The 18,887-nt window shown below is 63.3% G+C and carries 18 protein-coding genes and 1 pseudogene; all 19 read right to left on the minus strand.

Annotation, left to right across the window (positions count from 1 at the left end):
• Positions 1 to 644: 644 nt before the first annotated feature.
• The 19 genes and pseudogenes from tyrS to H7347_RS10060 all read right to left on the minus strand — a co-directional run bounded on the left by tyrS (position 645) and on the right by H7347_RS10060 (position 18,883).
• Complete coding sequence (gene tyrS, locus H7347_RS09970) at positions 645 to 1,907, minus strand: tyrosine--tRNA ligase (protein ID WP_186337480.1); 1,263 nt, start codon at positions 1,905 to 1,907, stop codon at positions 645 to 647.
• Complete coding sequence (locus H7347_RS09975; RefSeq protein WP_152823369.1) at positions 1,904 to 2,089, minus strand: Trm112 family protein; 186 nt, start codon at positions 2,087 to 2,089, stop codon at positions 1,904 to 1,906. Before H7347_RS09975 ends, tyrS begins: the two co-directional genes overlap by 4 nt.
• Before the next feature lie 10 nt (positions 2,090 to 2,099).
• The gene (gene argH, locus H7347_RS09980; RefSeq protein WP_152823370.1) at positions 2,100 to 3,521 is read right to left on the minus strand and encodes an argininosuccinate lyase; all 1,422 of its coding nucleotides are present in this window, start codon (positions 3,519 to 3,521) and stop codon (positions 2,100 to 2,102) included.
• Positions 3,522 to 4,718, minus strand: coding sequence for an argininosuccinate synthase (locus H7347_RS09985; protein ID WP_152823371.1), 1,197 nt, complete (start codon positions 4,716 to 4,718; stop codon positions 3,522 to 3,524).
• Between the two features lie 29 nt (positions 4,719 to 4,747).
• Positions 4,748 to 5,224, minus strand: coding sequence for an arginine repressor (locus tag H7347_RS09990; RefSeq protein ID WP_152823372.1), 477 nt, complete (start codon positions 5,222 to 5,224; stop codon positions 4,748 to 4,750).
• 9 nt (positions 5,225 to 5,233) lie between these two features.
• Positions 5,234 to 6,406 (minus strand): acetylornithine transaminase, encoded by a 1,173-nt coding sequence (locus tag H7347_RS09995; protein ID WP_152823373.1) that lies wholly within the window; start codon positions 6,404 to 6,406, stop codon positions 5,234 to 5,236.
• The gene (gene argB, locus H7347_RS10000; protein ID WP_152823374.1) at positions 6,399 to 7,298 is read right to left on the minus strand and encodes an acetylglutamate kinase; all 900 of its coding nucleotides are present in this window, start codon (positions 7,296 to 7,298) and stop codon (positions 6,399 to 6,401) included. The genes H7347_RS09995 and argB overlap by 8 nt, the downstream gene beginning before the upstream one ends.
• 22 nt (positions 7,299 to 7,320) lie before the next feature.
• Positions 7,321 to 8,472 carry a bifunctional glutamate N-acetyltransferase/amino-acid acetyltransferase ArgJ gene (argJ, locus tag H7347_RS10005; protein ID WP_152823375.1) on the minus strand — a complete coding sequence of 384 codons (1,152 nt, stop codon included), beginning with the start codon at positions 8,470 to 8,472 and terminating at the stop codon, positions 7,321 to 7,323.
• 15 nt (positions 8,473 to 8,487) lie between these two features.
• The gene (gene argC / locus H7347_RS10010) at positions 8,488 to 9,516 is read right to left on the minus strand and encodes an N-acetyl-gamma-glutamyl-phosphate reductase (protein ID WP_152823376.1); all 1,029 of its coding nucleotides are present in this window, start codon (positions 9,514 to 9,516) and stop codon (positions 8,488 to 8,490) included.
• A 35-nt stretch (positions 9,517 to 9,551) separates the two neighbouring features.
• Positions 9,552 to 9,944, minus strand: a complete 393-nt coding sequence (locus H7347_RS10015) for a TetR family transcriptional regulator C-terminal domain-containing protein (RefSeq protein WP_222129921.1) — start codon at positions 9,942 to 9,944, stop codon at positions 9,552 to 9,554.
• 205 nt (positions 9,945 to 10,149) lie between these two features.
• A pseudogene (locus H7347_RS10020) lies at positions 10,150 to 11,684 on the minus strand (ATP-binding cassette domain-containing protein).
• A 97-nt stretch (positions 11,685 to 11,781) separates the two neighbouring features.
• Positions 11,782 to 14,256, minus strand: a complete 2,475-nt coding sequence (pheT, locus tag H7347_RS10025; RefSeq protein WP_186337481.1) for a phenylalanine--tRNA ligase subunit beta — start codon at positions 14,254 to 14,256, stop codon at positions 11,782 to 11,784.
• Between the two features lie 16 nt (positions 14,257 to 14,272).
• The gene (gene pheS, locus H7347_RS10030; protein WP_370513969.1) at positions 14,273 to 15,331 is read right to left on the minus strand and encodes a phenylalanine--tRNA ligase subunit alpha; all 1,059 of its coding nucleotides are present in this window, start codon (positions 15,329 to 15,331) and stop codon (positions 14,273 to 14,275) included.
• A complete protein-coding gene (locus tag H7347_RS10035; RefSeq protein ID WP_152823378.1) occupies positions 15,324 to 16,193 on the minus strand; it encodes an RNA methyltransferase in 870 nt (289 codons plus the stop codon). Before H7347_RS10035 ends, pheS begins: the two co-directional genes overlap by 8 nt.
• A 20-nt stretch (positions 16,194 to 16,213) precedes the next feature.
• Complete coding sequence (locus H7347_RS10040; RefSeq protein WP_152823379.1) at positions 16,214 to 16,522, minus strand: TM2 domain-containing protein; 309 nt, start codon at positions 16,520 to 16,522, stop codon at positions 16,214 to 16,216.
• A gap of 66 nt (positions 16,523 to 16,588) precedes the next feature.
• The gene (gene rplT / locus H7347_RS10045; RefSeq protein ID WP_186337482.1) at positions 16,589 to 16,978 is read right to left on the minus strand and encodes a 50S ribosomal protein L20; all 390 of its coding nucleotides are present in this window, start codon (positions 16,976 to 16,978) and stop codon (positions 16,589 to 16,591) included.
• A 52-nt stretch (positions 16,979 to 17,030) separates the two neighbouring features.
• Positions 17,031 to 17,225 carry a 50S ribosomal protein L35 gene (gene rpmI / locus H7347_RS10050; RefSeq protein WP_018118582.1) on the minus strand — a complete coding sequence of 65 codons (195 nt, stop codon included), beginning with the start codon at positions 17,223 to 17,225 and terminating at the stop codon, positions 17,031 to 17,033.
• 37 nt (positions 17,226 to 17,262) lie between these two features.
• Positions 17,263 to 17,784 carry a translation initiation factor IF-3 gene (infC, locus tag H7347_RS10055; protein WP_186337484.1) on the minus strand — a complete coding sequence of 174 codons (522 nt, stop codon included), beginning with the start codon at positions 17,782 to 17,784 and terminating at the stop codon, positions 17,263 to 17,265.
• A 256-nt stretch (positions 17,785 to 18,040) separates the two neighbouring features.
• Positions 18,041 to 18,883, minus strand: coding sequence for a hypothetical protein (locus tag H7347_RS10060; protein ID WP_152823380.1), 843 nt, complete (start codon positions 18,881 to 18,883; stop codon positions 18,041 to 18,043).
• Between the last annotated feature and the right edge of the window lie 4 nt (positions 18,884 to 18,887).

Raw genomic sequence — 18,887 nt, forward strand, 5'->3', positions numbered from 1 at the left:
ACACAAACACCCAGGCCACACCACGTTTTTCCACCCTTGTTCACCTCACGTCCCACCCACACTCACCTCCCATCTCCACCACGATCCCACCCAACCCGCCCTCACCCGAGACCATGAACTCCATCGCTATCCACGCACTATGACGGATTCCGGTACCACAAGGTATTTCAGGCGATGCGGGAAGCGCATGACATAAAGCGCGCGCTCATCGAGCACGACCGTTCCCCCGCCCGCGATAGGGGCGCCCACAATCGTGTCCGGAATGAACATGAGGTCTTGAGAAAGACCCCGCTCATAAGCAGTCCTGCACGCCCCAGAAAGAGAAGCCGAGCCTACGGGGCGTGCGCCCCGCACAACATTGATGCTCCAGGAGCCGAAGGGAAGAATAAACCCCCGGATACCATCGAGCCTCCCCAAGGTATCAAGTGCACTCGTCCGAGGGTGTGTGTTTAGAGTGCAAAGCACGAGCCGAGAAGAAAGACGGTACGCGGATCTCCGCACGGATTCTCTCCGACGGGGAGGCGCAGAACACCCGTCCCCCCCTGCGGCCAAGGGACCAGCCGGTGCAACGAGCGAATCATGTGGCCCGGAAGCAGACCGGCATCGCTACGGTCTCATCACGGTGAGCCACATCTCCAGGAGGGTTATCCGCGCTGTACTCCCGCAAAGTTTTTCTTCCCACGGCGCAGCACCAACCAGGTGCCGTGCAGGAAGTCATTATCCTCCGGCTGCCAATCCTCCGCGCCGACGCGAACATTATTCACGTACACGCCCCCCTCCTTGATCGCGCGCCGGGCCGCTCCGCGGGACTCCACCAGGCCGGTGCCCACCAGCAGATCGATGATGCCGCGCGGGGAGTCCGCCCTCAGGCAAAGAACCTGTGTCTCCGAAACCGCCGAGGCCAGCGTGTCCTCATCCAGCTCCGCGAGATCCGCTCGCCCGAAGAGCGCACGAGAGGCCAGTTCCACGGCCTCCGTGGCCGCCGCCCCGTGCACCAGGGTGGTCATTTCCCGAGCCAAGGTGCGCTGAGCCTCGCGGGCGTGGGGGTGTTGCGCAACCTCCTGCTCCAGCCGTTCTAGTTCCTCACGTTCAAGGAAGGTAAACCAGCGCAGGTAGCGCATAACGTCGGCATCGGCGGCGTTGATGAAGTACTGATACCAGGTATAGGGGCTGGTCATCTCCGGGTCGAGCCACAGGCTACCGCCGCCGGTGGACTTGCCGAACTTCTTGCCCTCGGAATCGGTCACCAGAGGAACAGTCAACGCATGCACCTGATCCCCACTCACCCGGCGCACCAGATCCACTCCGGCCACCAGGTTACCCCACTGATCGCCACCGCCAACCTGAAGATCGACGGCCCGGCTGGCATGCAACTGCACGTAATCGTGGGCCTGGAGGAGCATGTAGGAAAACTCGGTATAAGAAATGCCGTCGTTGTCCAGACGACGCTTGACGGTATCGCGAGCGAGCATGGTGTTAAGCGAGAAGTGCTTGCCCACGTCGCGGAGGAAGGAAATGACGGTCATCTCCTTGGTCCACTCGTTATTATTCACTAACTCGGCGGCGTGTTCGCCCTCGAAGGTGACAAAGCGACGCAGCTGCCCGGCGATGCGCTCGGCCCAGGCCGCAACGGTGTCGGCGTCATGCATCGAGCGCTCCCCCACGTCGCGGGGATCCCCGATCATGCCGGTGGCTCCACCAGCCAGCACGATCGGATTATGACCGGCGCGCTGAAAGCGCGCCAGCATCAGCAGTGGAACCAAGTGACCCGCGTGCAGGGAGGGACCGGTGGGATCGAAGCCGCAGTACAGGGTGATCGGTCCGCGTTCCGTAGCCGCACGCAGGGCGTCGAGATCCGTGGATTGATTAATCAAACCTCGCCACTGCAATTCCTCGATGATATTCACTGCGCTTGTCCTCCCGGCCACTCCACGGCCTCATCCATCAACAACACGGGGATCCCCTGGTCAATGCGGTAGGCGATGCCCAGTCGCTCATTGACCAGCACCTGTTCCTGCTCGCGGTAGGTCAGTGGTCCGTGATCCTTGGGGCACACCAGCACGTCCAGCAACTGCGGGTTAAGGCTCATGATCGTTACTCTAACCCTCAGCCCATTCCCGCTGGACCTTGGCCGCCCGACGCACTCGCTCGCGCTGCTCATCCACCCGCACCCCGGCGGTACCGCCGCGGGTATCCCGCGATGCCACGGCGCCGTCGATGGTCAACACCTCGCGCACCTCGGGGGTCAAACGCTCGTCCACGCCGGCAAGCTCGGCGTCGGTGAGCTCCACCAGGTCTACCCCGCGCGATTCCGCCAGACGCACGCATGCCCCCGAGGCCTCATGAGCCTCGCGGAAAGGCACGCCCTGCCGCACCATCCACTCCGCCAGATCCGTGGCCAGGGTATAGCCGCGCGGAGCTAACTCGCGCATCCGGTCCTCGTGGAATACCAGGGTGCGCACCAGGCCCGTCATGGCGGGCAGCAGGAGGCGAAGCTGCGCCACCGAGTCGATCACCGGCTCCTTGTCCTCCTGCAGATCTCGGTTATAGGCCAGGGGCTGTGCCTTGAGCGTGGCCATCAGACCGGAGAGATTGCCGATGAGTCGACCGCTCTTGCCCCGGGTGAGCTCCGGGACGTCCGGGTTCTTCTTCTGCGGCATGATGGAGCTACCCGTGGACCAGGCGTCGTGGAGCGTGACGTACCCGAACTCCGGGGTACACCAGGCGATGATCTCTTCGGCCAAGCGCGACATGTCCACCGCGATCTGCGCGAGCACGAAGGCCGCCTCCGCCGCGAAATCCCGCGAGGAGGTGGCATCGAGCGAATTATCCGCGGCCGCGTCAAAGCCCAGCTCCTGCGCGATCGCCTCCGGGTCTAACCGCAGGGAAGAACCGGCCAACGCCCCCGAACCGTAGGGCGACACCGCGAGGCGGCGATCCAGGTCCTGAATCCGCTGCCCATCGCGCAGCAACGGATGGGCGTGAGCCAGAAGTTGGTGCGCCAATAGCACCGGCTGCGCCGCCTGGAAATGCGTTTTACCGGGCATGATCGCCCGCGGGTGTGCCTTCGCCTGCTCTACCAGAGCGTCCACCAACTCCGTCAGGGACACCGCAATGCCGCGCAAGGCGTCGCGCAGCCACATGCGAAACAGCGTGGCCACCTGGTCGTTGCGCGAACGCCCCGCGCGTAGGCGCCCGCCCAGCTCCGGGCCCACGCGCTCGATCAGGCCGCGTTCCATCGCCCCGTGGACGTCCTCGTCCGTAGCGGCGGGGCGGAACTCCCCGGAGGCCACGTCCTCACCCAGGCGCTCCAAACCCGCCAGCATGGCCGATAAATCCTCGGCGCTGAGCAGGCCCGCGCGGTGCAGCACCCGGGCATGCGCCTTGGAGGCCAGCACGTCATAGGGGGCCAGCACCCAGTCGAAGTGCGTGGACACGCTCAGCGCGAACATCGCCTCCGAGGGGCCCCCGGAGAATCGACCGCCCCACAACGCCCCCTCGTTGGTGCCGTGCTGCTCCATTTAGGCCTCCCGATCCCGCTTGTTGGCGATCTTGGAGGACAGGCCGTGCAGCTGCACGAAACCCTTGGCCAGCGTCTGGTCGAAGGTATCCCCGGTATCGTAGGTGGCCAGATTGAAGTCGTAGAGGGAATGCTCGGAGCGGCGCCCGTTGACGGTGATGGACCCGGCGTGCAGCACCAGACGAATATCGCCGGTGACGTGCTCCTGGGTGGACTCGATGAAGGCATCCAGGGAGCGCTTAAGCGGGCTAAACCACAGGCCATCGTAGACCTCCTCGGACCAGCGTGCGTCCACCAGACGCTTGTAACGGGCCAACTCACGCTCCACGGTCACGTCTTCAAGCGCCTCGTGCGCCTTGATGAGCACCATCGCGCCGGGGGCCTCGTAGACCTCGCGGGACTTAATGCCCACCAAGCGATCCTCCACCATGTCCAGGCGACCCACGCCCTGGGCGCCGGCCCGGCGGTTGAGTTCCTCGATGGCTTCCAGGACGGTCACGGAGCGGCCGTCGATGGCCACCGGCACGCCGCTCTTGAAGGAGATGATCAACTCGTCGGGGGCGTTACCGAGAGCCGGGTCCTCGGTGTAGGCGTAAAGATCCTTGGTGGGCGGGTTCCACAAATCCTCCAGGAATCCGGTCTCCACCGCGCGGCCCCACACGTTCTGATCGATGGAGAAGGGCGAGGAGGCGGATTGCTCGATGGGCAGATTGACCTCCTCGGCAAACGCGATGGCCTTATCCCTCGTCCACGCAAAGTCACGCGCCGGGGCCACGATCTCCAGGTTGGGGTCGGTGCTCATGAAACCGACCTCGAAGCGCACCTGATCGTTGCCCTTACCAGTGCAGCCGTGCGCCACATGGGTACCACCGTGCTCCTTGGCCGCCTCCACGAGGTGCTTGACGATCAGCGGGCGCGAGAGCGCGGAGACCAAGGGGTACTGCTTCATGTACAAGGCGTTAGCCTTGACCGCGGGCAGGCAGTACTGCTCCGCGAACTCGTCCTTGGCGTCCACCACGACGGACTCCACGGCGCCACAGTCCAAGGCGCGCTGGCGCACGGAATCCATGTCCTCGCCGCCCTGTCCGAGGTCCAGGGACACGGCCACGACCTCGCCCTCGATCATCTTGGCCAGGTAAGGGATAGCCACGGAGGTATCCAGGCCACCGGAATAGGCCAGAACAATGCGATTAGTCATAATGCTTTCTCCTTTGCAGATTTATTTCGTTAATTCCAGCCGCGCAGCATCGAGGCCAATTCGGCCCCCGTCATCGGGTCTCGCGCCAGAATAAAAATGGTATCATCACCGGCGATACAGCCCACGACCTCCGCCATGCCCACGCGATCAATGAAGCTGGCGAGGTACTGCGCGGCCCCCGGCGGGGTGCGCAGCACGGCAATATTGGCGGAGGAATCCACAGAGACCACCAATTCCTCAAGCATCCGCCGGAGCTTGTCCCGGGGCCCGGAGAGGGCGTCCGGCTGCGTCGCCTCCTCCGCACCCACGGCGTAGAAGGAGCGCGACCCTTCGCGACGGACCTTCCGCGCCCCCAACTCATCGAGATCGCGCGAGAGGGTGGCCTGAGTGGCATCGATCCCCTCATCCAACAGCAGCTCGGAGAGCTGAACCTGGCTATAGACTCGGGTAGCGGCCAGAATATCAAGGATTTTGCCTTGACGAGCGGTGCGAGTGGTCACCGTCATGATCCTTTCCTAAGCATCGGCCTCATCGAGCGCCACGGCCATGCGGCGCAGTGCCTCGTCTATCTCATCTTCCGTGATGACCAGCGGCGGCACCAACCGCAATACCCGCTCCGAGGGGGCGTTGAGGATGAGACCAGCGCGCATACCGGCCGCCACTACCCGGGGCGCATTCGGGGAGCGCACAACCACGCCGAGCATGAGACCCCTGCCACGCACCGACTCCACCTGAGGCAGGGTCAGGAGCCCCTCGCATAGCCGTTGCCCGGAGCGGCGCACCCGGGCGAGGAAATCGGCATCCATGGTCTCCAATACCACCTCGGCCGCGGCACAGGCCACGGGGTTTCCACCGAAGGTGGTGCCGTGATCGCCCAGCCTCAGGAGGCTGGCGGCCGATCCGTGAGCAAGGCACGCCCCGATGGGGAGGCCCGCCCCCAGCCCCTTGGCCAGGGTCACCACGTCGGGTATCACTCCTTCGTGCTCGAAGGCGAAGAAGTCTCCGGTGCGGCCCGCACCCGTCTGTACCTCGTCGAGTATCAGGAGGATGCCGTGTTCGTCGCAGAGCTCCCGCACCTTTCGGAGGTATCCTTCCGGGGCGGGAATTACCCCCGTCTCCCCCTGAATTGGTTCGAGGAAGATGGCGGCCACCTCCCGCGGATCGGTCTCCACCAGGGTGCGCAGGTAGGTGGCATCCCCGTAGGGGAAGAACTCCACGCCGCCGGGCAGCGGCTCGAAGGCCGCACGCTTGGCCGGCTGCCCGGTCAGCGAGAGCGCGCCCAGCGTGCGGCCATGAAAACCATTGACGGCGGCGAGTACTCGGCGTCGACCGGTACGTCGAGAGAGCTTGAGCGCAGCCTCGTTGGCCTCCGCACCAGAATTGCAGAAGAACACCCGGGAATTTGGGGCCGGAAAGCGCTCGCGCAGGGCCCGAGCCACCGCCACCACAGGGCGCGAACCCACCAGGTTGGAGGTGTGGGTAAAAAACAGAGCTTGCTTCCCCACGGCCCGGGCCAGACGCTCGTGGCCATACCCGAGGGAGGCCACCGCGATGCCGGAGAGAAGATCGATGTAATCGCGGCCCTCGGCATCGATCAGCCGCGCGCCGTGTCCCTCGACCACCTCGATGGCGGGGGTGGGATAGGTGCCCATGAGCACCGTGGGCCAGGCGTCGAGCGCCTCACTCATTGTTTGCTCCTTCCGGCAGCACCATCGTGCCGATGCCACCCTCGGTGAGTAGTTCCAGGATCACAGAATGGCTCAGCCGTCCATCGATCACGTGGGCCGCGCGCACCCCGGATTCCACCGCATGCAGGCAGGATTCCATCTTGGGAATCATGCCGCTATCGAGGCGAGGCAGCAGCGCGCGAAGCCGATCCGCGGTGATCGTGCTCACCAGCGAAGAGCGATCCGGCCACCGCGTGTACAGGCCCTCTACGTTGGTGAGCACGAGCAGACGTTCCGCGCCGAGGGCCGCCGCCAGAGCCCCGGCCGCCGTGTCCGCGTTGATGTTATACACCTGGCCGTCGAGGCCCGGGGCGATGGTGGAAACCACCGGAATCCGCCCGGCATCGATCAGATCCACCAGAGCCGTGGTATCCACGTTCACGATGTCGCCCACCAGGCCGATGTCCGTGGGTATGCCGTCGATGGAGACGAGCCGACGCTGAGCGGTAAAAAGGCCGGCGTCCTCGCCCGAGGTACCCACCGCGTAGGGGCCGTGGGAGTTAATAAGCCCGACGAGGCCGCGACCCACCTGGCCGAAAAGCACCATGCGCACCACCTCCATGACCTCCGGGGTGGTCACGCGGAACCCACCGCGAAACTCCCCCTCCAGGCCCAGGCGCTGCAGCATGCTGGAGATCTGCGGCCCACCGCCGTGCACCACCACCGGGTGGGCCCCGATGGTGCGCAGCAGCACCATATCCGCGGCGAAGGCTGCCTTGAGCCCCTCATCCACCATGGCGTTGCCACCGTATTTCACCACCACGATACGGTCCCGGAAGTGCTGCAGCCAGGGCAGCGCCTCCGCCAGGACGGCTGCGCGATCCGCCGAGCTGAGCGTGGGAAGATCACTCATCGCTTTGTACTCCTCGAAAAAATTACGTGCTGTAGGCCGAGTTGATTTCCACGTAGGCGTGAGACAGATCGGTGGTGTACACCGTGGCGCTTCCAGTTTTACCCGTGCCAAGATCGATACTCACCGCGATGTCCTCGCCACCGAGGTCTACCTCGCGTGCGCCGGGAACCCCAGCAGATTCCACGCAGACGACGTGGCCGTTAAAGCTCACCGCAATGTTCTCCGGATCCATCTCCACGGGGGCCATGCCCACCGCCGCGAGCACCCGGCCCCAATTCGGATCGGAGCCAAACATCGCGCATTTGACCAGGTTATCGCGCCCTACGGTGCGCGCGGCCAGCAGGGCCTCCTCGCTACTGGCCGCGCCCCGCACTGTGATACTCACCCGCTTGGTCACGCCCTCGGCGTCCGCCTGCATAGCAGCGGCGAGGTTCCTACACGCGCTCAGCACCACAGCGTCGAGTTCCTCCTGCGTGGGCTCGACCCCGGATTCCCCGGAGGCCAAGAGGATCACCGTATCGTTCGTGGAGGTCGAGCCGTCGATATCCAACACGTCAAAGGTACGAGCCGTGGCTCGACGCAGCGCGGTATCCAGCGACCGCGGCGTGGCCTGGGCGTCCGTGGTCAGGCACACCAGCATCGTGGCCAGGGAGGGGGCCATCATGCCCACCCCCTTGCCCATACCACCGAGCAGAAAACCCGACCCCTCCACGAGGGTCTCCTTAGGTACCGTATCCGTAGTCATGATCGCGGTGGCCGCCGCGCCACCGTGCGGCCCCAGGCCGCCGACGAGCTCCCGTATCCCCGCGCGCAGCAGGGGCATGGGCAAGGGCTCACCGATGAGCCCCGTGGAGCAGCAGGCCACGGCCTGCGCCTGCGTACCCAGGTGCCGTGCCACGGCGCGCTGAATCTCCTGGGCATCGAGATAGCCCTGCTTACCGGTGCAGGCATTAGCGTTGCCAGCGTTGTAGACCACGGCATCCAGGTGCCCATCGGCCATCGCTTGCCTGCTCAGCAGCACCGGGGCGGCGCAGATCTTGTTGCGGGTAAACACCGCTGCAGCGGCGCGCTGGCGGCCCTCATTAACCACCAGCGCCATGTCCGGCGTGCCGGAGCGTTTGATCCCGGCCGTGGTAGCCGCCGCTTGAAAGCCTCGAGGGGCAGTAATGCTCATCGTTGTTCCTCTTTTCTAGGGAGCCACTGCAACCGTGGGGAGACCATCCGTTTCTTCCCAACCCAGCGCCAGGTTCATGCACTGCACCGCACCACCGGCGGTGCCCTTGGTGAGGTTGTCAATCGCCCCGGTGATGAGGAGGGTTTCCGCCTCCTCGTTGAGTTCCACCGCCAGGTGGCACACGTTAGTACCCTGAACGTTTTTGGTATTGGGCAGTTCCCCCTCGGGGAGCAGGTGTACAAAGGGCTCGTCGCGGTAGAACCCCGCATACACCTCGCGGGGGTCCTTGGTTCCCCGCCATTCGGCCACGGCGGTGCTGAGAATTCCACGGGTCATGGGGGCCAGCACCGGGGTAAAAGAAAGGCTCAGTGGAGCATCCGAGAAGGCTTGAAGGTTCTGCACAATCTCTGGGTTGTGTCGGTGCCTTCCCGCAGTGTTATAGGGTCGCACCATTCCCATCGTCTCCGCGCCCAGCAGCGCCGTAGCCGCCTTCTTTCCCGCGCCCGAGACACCGGTGACGGAGGTCAAGGCGATCTGCGGACCGATCAGCCCCTCGGCCACGGCGGGCAAAAGAGCCAGGGTCGCCCCGGTAGGAAAACAGCCCGGTACCGCTATGCGACGCGCTCCGCGCAGCGCTCCGCGCTGACCGGGCAACTCCGGTAGGCCATAGGGCCAGGTGCCCGCGTGGGCGCAGCCGTAGTAACGCTCCCACTGATCGGCGTCCTTAAGCCGGAAGTCCGCGGCACAATCAATCACCAGGGTCTCGGGGGGCAGCGCGGCAGCCAGGGCGGCGGAATGGCCGTGGGGCAGGCAGAGAAAGACCACGTCATGCCCGCCAAGGGCCTGCGGGGTGGTTTGTTGGATCACCCGATCCGCCAGCGCCGGGGCAAAGGGGAAAGCATTGTTCGTTCCCGCCGAGGAGTTCCCGGTGAGCACTCCGATGCGCAGCTGTCCCGCCACGTAGGCGGGATGGCCCAGGAGCAAGCGGAGAAGTTCGCCACCGGCATACCCGGTAGCTCCGGCGATGGCTACTGTGATCGACATAAAGCCAACTTAGCATATATACACATACATGCAAATTATGCACATATGATTCGGCGGAGCGCTCGCCGCAACGTAGCGCGCACCTCCTCCTCACCCAGTGCCCCATGCGGCGTCACCGCATCAAGAGTCAAGCCGCCGATGAGGGCAGATATTTCACGCGCCGCCTCCCGCGGCCTGCTCACCTGCAAGGCGACCAATGCCCCTTCGATCACTTCCATAAGATCTTTCGCCATCCCCGCAGCGGTGGGCGCAAAAACCGAACGCACCCGGGAGGCTCGAACAAACTCCACTACCACGATCGCCTCCGCTCGCCGCTCCTCGTCCACGGGCATAACCTGCTCCAATAGCTTCTGCAAAGCGGTCACCGCCTCCTCCCCCGAAAGGCCGCGCAAGGCTTCCACTGGATGGCGCGCAAGGCGATGGCCCATACGGTCCCCGCTTCCTGCGCCGCCACCTCCAGCAATTCCTCGTGTCCGTCAAAAAATGCCGCACTGACCCAATATTCAGCCCCGCCTCGGCCGCCACCTTGCGTAGCGTGATTCCCTCGATCCCCTCGGACACCACCTGTCGAAAGGCAGCCTCAATCACGTGACGGCGACGCTCCCCTGCGTCGATACGAGTAGGCATGACTCTTCACTCCCATATCGGTCTATCGCTTTCCGACACCGATCCATCACGAGAAAAATCAGGAACCGATCAAAATCCCGGACAAACCAGCGATCATGCGTTACCGCAAGCACCGTACCACAAAAGAGAAGTAACCCCTCCTGCAGCGCCTCCGCCGATTCCACATCAAGATTATCCGTAGGTTCATCAAGCAAGAGCATAGTAGCACCCCCAATTCAAGGAGTAAGATTTGAAATCGGGCCTTTTGCCCGCCAGAAAGATCCTCAAAGCGCCGCCCCTCCCCACAATGCAAAATGGACAACAGGGTACGACCCACCATATCCGGGCGAATCTGCTTTTGGGAAAACCAACCAGGATAAACCCGCGAACCGAGAACTACTTTTCCCGTATAACGCACAGGATTATCCCCCTCATCCGTGGCGGATAGTAAACGCAAAAAATGTGATTTTCCCACGCCATGGGGACCCAACACGACGATCTTGTCCCCATACCACACCTCACAATTAAAAGATTGAGTCAACCTCGTTAATTTCAGATTCTCACACACCAGGGCCTTCTTTCTCGTTCGCCCGCCCTTGAGCCCCATCACCACATTTTCTTCTTTTGGACTTTTCTCCGGGGCACCCGCATCTTCGAATCTACGCAAACGCGCCTGGGCCGCTCGGTACCGCGAAGCCATATCGGAGTTATAGGTCGCTTTATCCTTATACTCATGCACCACACGACGCAAGCAAGCCCGATCCTCCTCCCATTGGCGCCGCAACTCATCAAGCCGGGACAACCTCCCCTCTCGCGCCTGACGATAGCCGGAAAATTCTCCAGTATAAACCCAGCAAGTGTTGCCAAATTTAGCCAATTCCACCGTCACCACGGAGGTAGCTGTCTGGTCCGGCAACTCCCTATCGTGACTAACATAAAGTATTGACTTATCCGTTTCCCTCATTTTCCTTTCCAGCCAGTCCTTGCCGGGAACATCGAGAAAATTATCCGGCTCATCAAGCAGTAAAATATCGTCATCCCCACGGAAGAACGCGGTGAGGATAAGACGCTTCTGCTCACCACCGGAGAGAGTGGATATGCGACGATTCCGACACTGATCAAAAGGCAAACGCAACGCCTCAGTGGTACACAGATCCCAAAGCGCCTCTATCTCATACCCACCGACGTCTCCCCACGAGACCAATGCTTCAGCATAATCATACTGCGCCGATTCCCCTTTCTCTTCCGCCAACGCAGCCTCCGCCATTCGAACCGCCCCGGCAGCCTCTCGGACGGGGAGAGGAGCTACGGAAAGCAGGGCATCATACACCGTGCCCTCATCAAAAAACTGCGGCATCACGCCCACCGATCCCGAACGAAACACCTCGCCTCACACAGGCGAGATTTCACCGGCGATAATCTTCAATAATGTGGTTTTACCCACCCCATTACTACCGACCAGAGCCACCCTCCCCCCGCCCTAGCCAAAACGATATATCTCGTAACAGCGACCTACCATCGGGCAGAGAGTAGTACACCGATCGAACATCGCAGAAACCTATATAAAATATGTTATCACAGTTGTGATAACTAGGCCTAGAAAGAAACCCGGCACCACCCCACCTGGGGTAACGCCGGGTCGTAGAGGCGTAAGCCCTGCTATCCGCGCATCCGCGCCCCCCAGCGCTCCTCAGCACGGCGAGCAGCCGCCAGGCGGGCGTCGTTGGCCTCAGCGTCCGTGAGCGTGCGATCCGTCGCCCGGAAAAGCAAGGAGAAGGTCAGGGATTTCTTCCCCTCGCCCACCGTTTCCGCCCGATAGATATCAAAGAGCCGCACATCCTCCAGTAGATCCCCGGCCCCCTCCACCAGGGCGGCACGAACATCCTGCACTGCCACCGCCTCGTCCACCACCAGGGCGATGTCCTGGTAAAGCGCGGGGAAAGCAGAAAGCACCGGGGCCGGTGCTTCCTCGGTCAGAGGCAGAGCAGTGAGGTCAAGCTCCATCGCACACAGCCGCGGCGGCAGGCCCCTAGAGGCCAACACCTGCGGATGCAGCTCACCAGCGTGCCCCACCACGCGACCATCCACGCAGAGGGCCGCGCAGCGGCCGGGATGCCAGGGGCGCTCCTGAGCCTGGCACACCTCCAGGCTCACCCCGGCCGCGCGCGCTACCACGCGGGCGGATTCGATCGCATCGGCGTACGTATAGGCGCGGCCCGCACCCCACGGCCCGGCGTATTCGATGTTGCCGCCACCCACGGTGGCCACGTGCAACGGCTGCTCCGGCAGGGAATTCAGCACCGCACGCACCTCCTCCGTCGAGGGACGCCCCGCCACCGAAGGCATGGGGGTGCGCTCGCCACGCTGGAAAAACACCTGCTGAATACCGAAGAGGCTCAGGTCCTCCCGTCCCCGGGCCGCATTACGGCCCACAGCCTCCAACAGGGCAGGCAGGAGTGTGGTGGCCAGCACGGCATGATCGGCCTCCAACGGGTTGCGCACGGACACGGTGCGGCGCCGGGGATCGTCCTGCTCCAATTCCCAGGCATCGAAGATATCCGTGGCGGTAAACGGGGTGGGGAGAATCTCCGCGTAGCCGTGATAGGCCAGGGCATGCCCGACAGCACGGCGTCGACGCTGCATCGGGGTGAGCCCATGGCCACCTTGGGGTGTGGGCAGGATCGAAGGAATATCCTCTAGACCCTGCAGGCGCAGCACCTCCTCGACTAGGTCGGCATCCATGGTGAGGTCGCCGCGCCAGGTCGGCGGGGTGACCTCAAGATCCGCTGCGTCGCGCTCCACGATGCAGCCCACCTCTCGCAGGCGAGCAATCACCGTGTCCTCGGGGTATTCTACTCCGGCCACCTGCCCCGGGCGCCCCGGCCACATCCGAATCGGCGTCGGGCTTGGCACCTCACCCACCAGCGTGCGGGTGGGTTCCGCGTGACCGCCGGCGATGCTCACAAGCAGCTCGCAGGCCAGATCGAGGGCGGCCTCCACCAGGGCCGGGTCCACACCACGTTCGAAGCGACGCGAGGATTCCGAGCTGAGCTTGTGGCGACGGCTCGTGCGCGCCACGGTCAGCTGGTCCCAGGTGGCCGCCTCGAAGTAGACGTCCGTGGTGGTATCTCCGATCTCCGAGGTAACACCGCCCATCACGCCGGCCAGCGATTGAATCCCCGACTCATCGCAGATCACTACGTCCTGCGGGTCGAGCGTACGCTCCACGTGATCCAGGGTGGTCAGCTTCTCCCCCGCCCGGGCGCACCGCACCGTCAACCCTCCGGAAATAACGCCTGCGTCAAAGGCGTGCAGAGGCTGCCCCAGGAGGAACATCACGTAGTTCGTGACGTCCGTGGCGGCATTGACCGGGCGCGCCCCAAAGGTCATCAGTGCGCGCTGCAACCAGAATGGGGAGACCGCCGCAGGATCAATTCCGCTGACCCTGCGCAGACCAAAGCGGCGCGCCTTGGTGGCCTCCGCCACCTCAACAGGCAGGGTTTCCCCCTCGATCCTCTCCGGCGTCCGCGCGGCCGGGTCCACATAGTCGAGATCAAAGGCGGAGGCCAGCTCCCGGGCCAGGCCGCGCAGGCTAAGCGCGTAACCACGATCCGGGGTGACGTTTACCTCGAAGATAACGTCATCGAGGCCCAGAATTGGACGAGCATCCGCTCCCGGTTCGCCCTCGGCCAGGAGGATGATGCCATCGGTGGCCTTATCGGTCAGGCCGAGCTCCGTGGCCGAGCAGATCATCCCCTGGGAGATGTGATCGTAGGTCTTGCGCGCGGCAATCTTAAAGCCACCGGGCAGCTCCGCACCCGGCAGCGAGACCACCACCAGGGAACCTTCCCGGAAATTACGAGCACCACAGATGATGCCCTGCCACTCCCCGGTGCCATTAGCCTGCCCCACGTTCACGTGGCAATAGCGGATGGGCTTTTTAAATCCCGTCAATTCCTCAATGTGCTCCACCCGTCCCACCACAAGCGGACCGGTAGTCTGCGGGATCGGCGCGTAGCCCTCCGTCTCAAAACCAACGCGGACGAAGCCGGCGTCGAGTTCTTCTGGGCTTACCGACCACCCGGGATTGCACTGAGCGAGGAAGCGGGTCATGAGGTTCTGCGAAATAAGCACGGTATCTCCTTGGGCGCTAGGCCTGAATGCCAAAGGGCAGAGTGAAACGGATGTCGCCTTCGACCATGTCGCGCATGTCCGAGAGCCCGTTGCGGAATTGCAAAGTGCGCTCCAAGCCCATGCCAAAGGCAAAACCGGAATATTCCTGCGGGTCAATGCCCACGGCGCGCAGCACGTTGGGATTCACCATGCCGCACCCGCCCCATTCGATCCAGCCCGCGCCACCCTTCTTGTTCGGGAACCACACATCCACCTCGGCGGAAGGCTCCGTGAACGGAAAATAATTGGTGCGCATGCGGGTGCGAGTCTCTGGGCCAAAAAGTTCCTTGGCCAGGTGATCGAGGGTGCCGCGCAGGTGCGCCATCGTCAAACCACGATCCACTGCCAGCCCCTCCACCTGGTGAAACACCGGGGTGTGGGTGGCATCGAGCTCGTCGGTGCGAAAGACCCTGCCCGGGCAAGCGATATAAAGCGGCACCTCGCGATCCAGCATGGTGCGCACCTGCACCGGGGAGGTATGCGTGCGCATCACCTGGCGGGAGTCCGGCGCACCCACATAGAACGTGTCCTGCAAGGTGCGCGCGGGATGATCCGGAATGAAGTTAAGAGCATCGAAGTTAAAGTATTCGGCCTCCACCTCGGGCCCCTCGGCGATTTCCCACCCCATGCCCACGAAAATGTCCCCGATTGTCTCGCTCAGCGTGGTGATGGGGTGGAGCGCGCCCACCTGACGTCGGGTGGTAGGCACCGTCACGTCCACGGCCTCGCGCCGCAGCTGCTCCTCGGCATGCTTGCGCTCCAGGACCTCCCTGACCTCGGCGTAGCGCTTTTCCACTCGCCCGCGCGCCTGATTGACCCACCGCCCGGCATCCTTGCGCATGGCCTTGGGCAGGGACCCTAGGGAGCGTCGGGCCTGCACGATCGGGGCGGCATCGGAAAGATGTTCTTTGCGCGCCTGCGCCAGTTCCTCCAGATCCTTCACCGCGTCCAGGGCCGCCAAGGCCGCCTGGGCGGCGCGGTTGAGGGCCTCTTCCGCGATCTCCGGCACAGAGTGCTCAGGTTTTTGCTCAGCCACCGTGTACTCTTTCTGCTTTTTCTTCGAGATTGACCAGTTCAGTGTATCCGGCGGCACGCGCCTGCGCGCGGGCGGACTCATAAAGGCAAATCGACGCCGCCGTGGCGAGGTTCAGCGATTCCGCCCTGCCCCGAAGGGGGATGCGCACCCGATGATCCGCCTGGGCCAGCAGTTCCTTCCCCAGGCCGTGCGCCTCGTTACCAAAAAGCCAGGCCGTGGGGGCCGCCAAGAGATCTTCGGCGTGATCCAGGTCTACCTCGCCGTCCGCCGCCGTGGCAAGGATCTGTAGGCCGCGATCGCGCAGGGAATCCAGAACAGCTTCCACCATAGGCTCGCGAACCACCGGGAGATGGAAGAGCGAACCGGCCGAGGCCCGCACCACCTTGGCTCCCTGTGGATCTACCGTCTCCCCCGCAAACACCACGGCGTCCGCCCCCACGGCATCAGACACCCGGATCAGGGTACCGGCGTTACCCGGGTCTGCCGTGGCCACCGGCACAGAGACCAATCGGGGGCTGGACGCGAGGGCGCGCCGCATGGGCCACAGCACCGGGGAGCACACGGCGAAGATTCCCGTGGGAGTCACCATGTCTGTCAGGGACCGTGCGGCCTTATCGCTGATCGGATGCACGTACACGTTGAGGTATTGCGCCGACTTCACGATCTCCGCGCATCGGTGGGCGGCTCGCTCGGTGACATAGACATCAGTAGCGGAACCGGTGGTCACCGCCGCTTCCACGGCGTTTTCCCCCTCCACGAGGAAGGCCCGAACCTTGCGGCGCGCCGCCGGGCGGTGCAGCTTAGCCGCCGCGACAATTCGCGGCGTGCGCTCCGTAAACGGAGCGGAAAAATCAAGAGGCATGGCTCCCACCGTACCCGGGCCTAGATCAATTCCCGCCCATAAGGATCGGTGGCATACGTCCCCGCGCGCAACAGAATCATCACGAAATCCACGAAGGCCCAGAAATGTACCGCGACCACGAGGGGGATACCAATGAGGACGAAGGAAAGAAGCCAGCCCACGACGTATAGGCTCAACTGAGTGATGGCGCGAGAACGATAACCCAGATAGAAGTTATGCACCCCAAACTCGCCCAAGAAAAAGGCCAGGAGGGCCGAAACGATATAGGAGCGCGGTGGCGCGAGCGGCACACCGGAGCCACCGCGCTGATCGAATCGTGGCAGGGTCATGGTCCCCCAGGATAACCGAAGGTCCCCTCCGGTGCGGTACTAGAGGGGACCCGTTCTTATTTCGCCTTAGGCGGCCTTCGCCTTGGAGGCGTTCACGTCTTCCGGCAGGGCGGCCTTGGCCTTCTCGCAGATCGCGGAGAAAGCAGCAAAGTCATTCACGGCCAGCTCCGCGAGGATCTTGCGATCCACCTCAATCTCGGCCAACTTGAGGCCCTGGATCAGGCGGTTGTAGGTGATGCCGTTCATACGAGCGGCGGCGTTAATGCGCTGGATCCACAGCTTACGGAACTCACGCTTGCGGGCGCGACGATCCCGGTAAGAGTAGGTCATAGAGTGCAGCCACTGCTCCTTAGCCTTGCGATAAAGGCGGGAACGCTGACCACGGTAGCCCTTAGCTGACTTAAGAATCTCGCGACGCTTCTTCTTGGCGTTTACTGACCGCTTAACACGTGCCACGGTAATACTCTTCTTTCAAATCTCGTTGGTGGTGTGGGGACAGGAGGCCCAATTAGGCCTGGCCGAGAAGGCGCTTCACGCGCTTGGTGTCCGGCTTGGCCACATCGACCGTGCCCTTGAGGCGACGGGTGCGCGTGGAGGGCTTGCCCTCCAGCAGGTGACGGCGACCGGCCTGCTCGCGGCGCAGCTTGCCGGTGCCGGTCTTCTTGATGCGCTTAGCGGTGCCCTTGTGGGTCTTTTGCTTCATGGCTCGATACCTTCACAATCCCTGATTAACGTGTGTCTTACTTCTTGCCCTTGCGAACCGGCCCCAGAACCATCGTCATGTTCCGGCCGTCCTGCTTAGGTTTCATCTCCACGACGCCCACCTCCGCGACGTCCTGGGCCAACCGGTCCAGCAAGCGGAATCCAAGCTCTGGACGGGACTGCTCGCGGCCACGGAACATGATCGTCACCTTGACCTTGGAGCCCTTTTCCAGGAACCGGACTACGTTACCCTTCTTCGTCTCGTAATCGTGATCGTCGATCTTGGGACGAAACTTCTGCTCTTTGACTACAGTCTGCTGCTGGTTCCGGCGTGCCTCGCGGGCCTTCTGGTCCTGCTCATACCGGTACTTGCCGTAGTCCATGATCTTACAGACCGGGGGCTTGGCCTTCGGTGCCACCTCGACGAGGTCCAGATCGGCCTCGTAGGCCAACTTGCGGGCGTCATCAGTACGGACAATGCCTACCTGTTCCCCACCGGGGCCAACGAGGCGAACCTCGGGAACTCGGATTCGCTCATTAATGCGAGCTTCAGCGCTGATGTGTACTCCTCAAGTAGCAGGGTAAATAGTGTATTTCGTACCGCACCACATTCGGATATACATACCCATGAAAAACCTGCACTCGCAAAAAAAGAATGCAGGAGAACATTACAACCACACCGTTATGGTGTGGCTTTAACCCGTGGCCTACCGATGACGGCGGCGTGGGGTGGGATGATCTCCTCTTGCGGCCCAAGCGTAGCGCTTCGGGCGGTAGTAATCGCCACTATATCAGTGCTCACGGCCTGGAGCAAAATCAACACGCCGGGGCGACCTTAATAGTTCCCTTCGTCAGCAGCTCCCGCAGGCCACGGGCCATATCATCCAGCATAGCGCGCCCCTCGGACTCCGTCTCATCTTCCGGATGCACGTACATCGCGATCCCCGCGCCATCGACCGTGCCCAGCTGCCGCATCGTAAAGGTTCCGTCATCATCCGGGCCCCACCCGCCCTTAAAAACCGCACCCGGCAGGATTCCCAGCCCGTATTTGTGCTCCTCGGTGATCTCCCCCATCAGCTCCACCACGGGTTCGGCCTCCTCGATGCACCGCACGCGGGAGGCAAAAAGGGCCTGCCCACTCAGTGGCCAGGACACCTCACCAAAGGACACCTTCGTTCCTCCGCGTGACCACTGCCGCGCCACATCGGTGGGATCGCCCGCCAGCGAGAGTACCTCCTGCACCGCGGCCTCGGCCTCCTCGCTCGTGCCCAAGGAGTTCCACAGAGCCACCGAGGCGTCGTTATCGGAATAAGTGATGGCGGCTCGTGCGATATCGTCCTGGGCGGTTCCGGCCCGATACGCCGCGATAGCGATCGGCACTTTGATCGTGGACCAGGCCGCCCCCTGACCCGGGTCTCCCGCGGAATACACCTGCCCCCCGGAGACCACCGCCAAGCCCGCGCGACCGCCGTGGTGTGCCACCGCGCCATCGACGATGCGCCGCAGCTCCCGCCCCAGCTCGGAGGGGACAGGACGCGATGCCTCCCCGAGAAAATCCTGCTCAATATGAGCCACGTGCTCCGGCTCGGTCACAGTGGCGCACGCCGCGCACAGGACGCTCACCATGATGGACGCACCGATGATGCGGCATCGACTCACGATC

The organism is Corynebacterium sp. zg-331, from assembly GCF_014267345.1.
In the GTDB taxonomy this organism is placed as follows: Bacteria; Actinomycetota; Actinomycetes; order Mycobacteriales; family Mycobacteriaceae; genus Corynebacterium.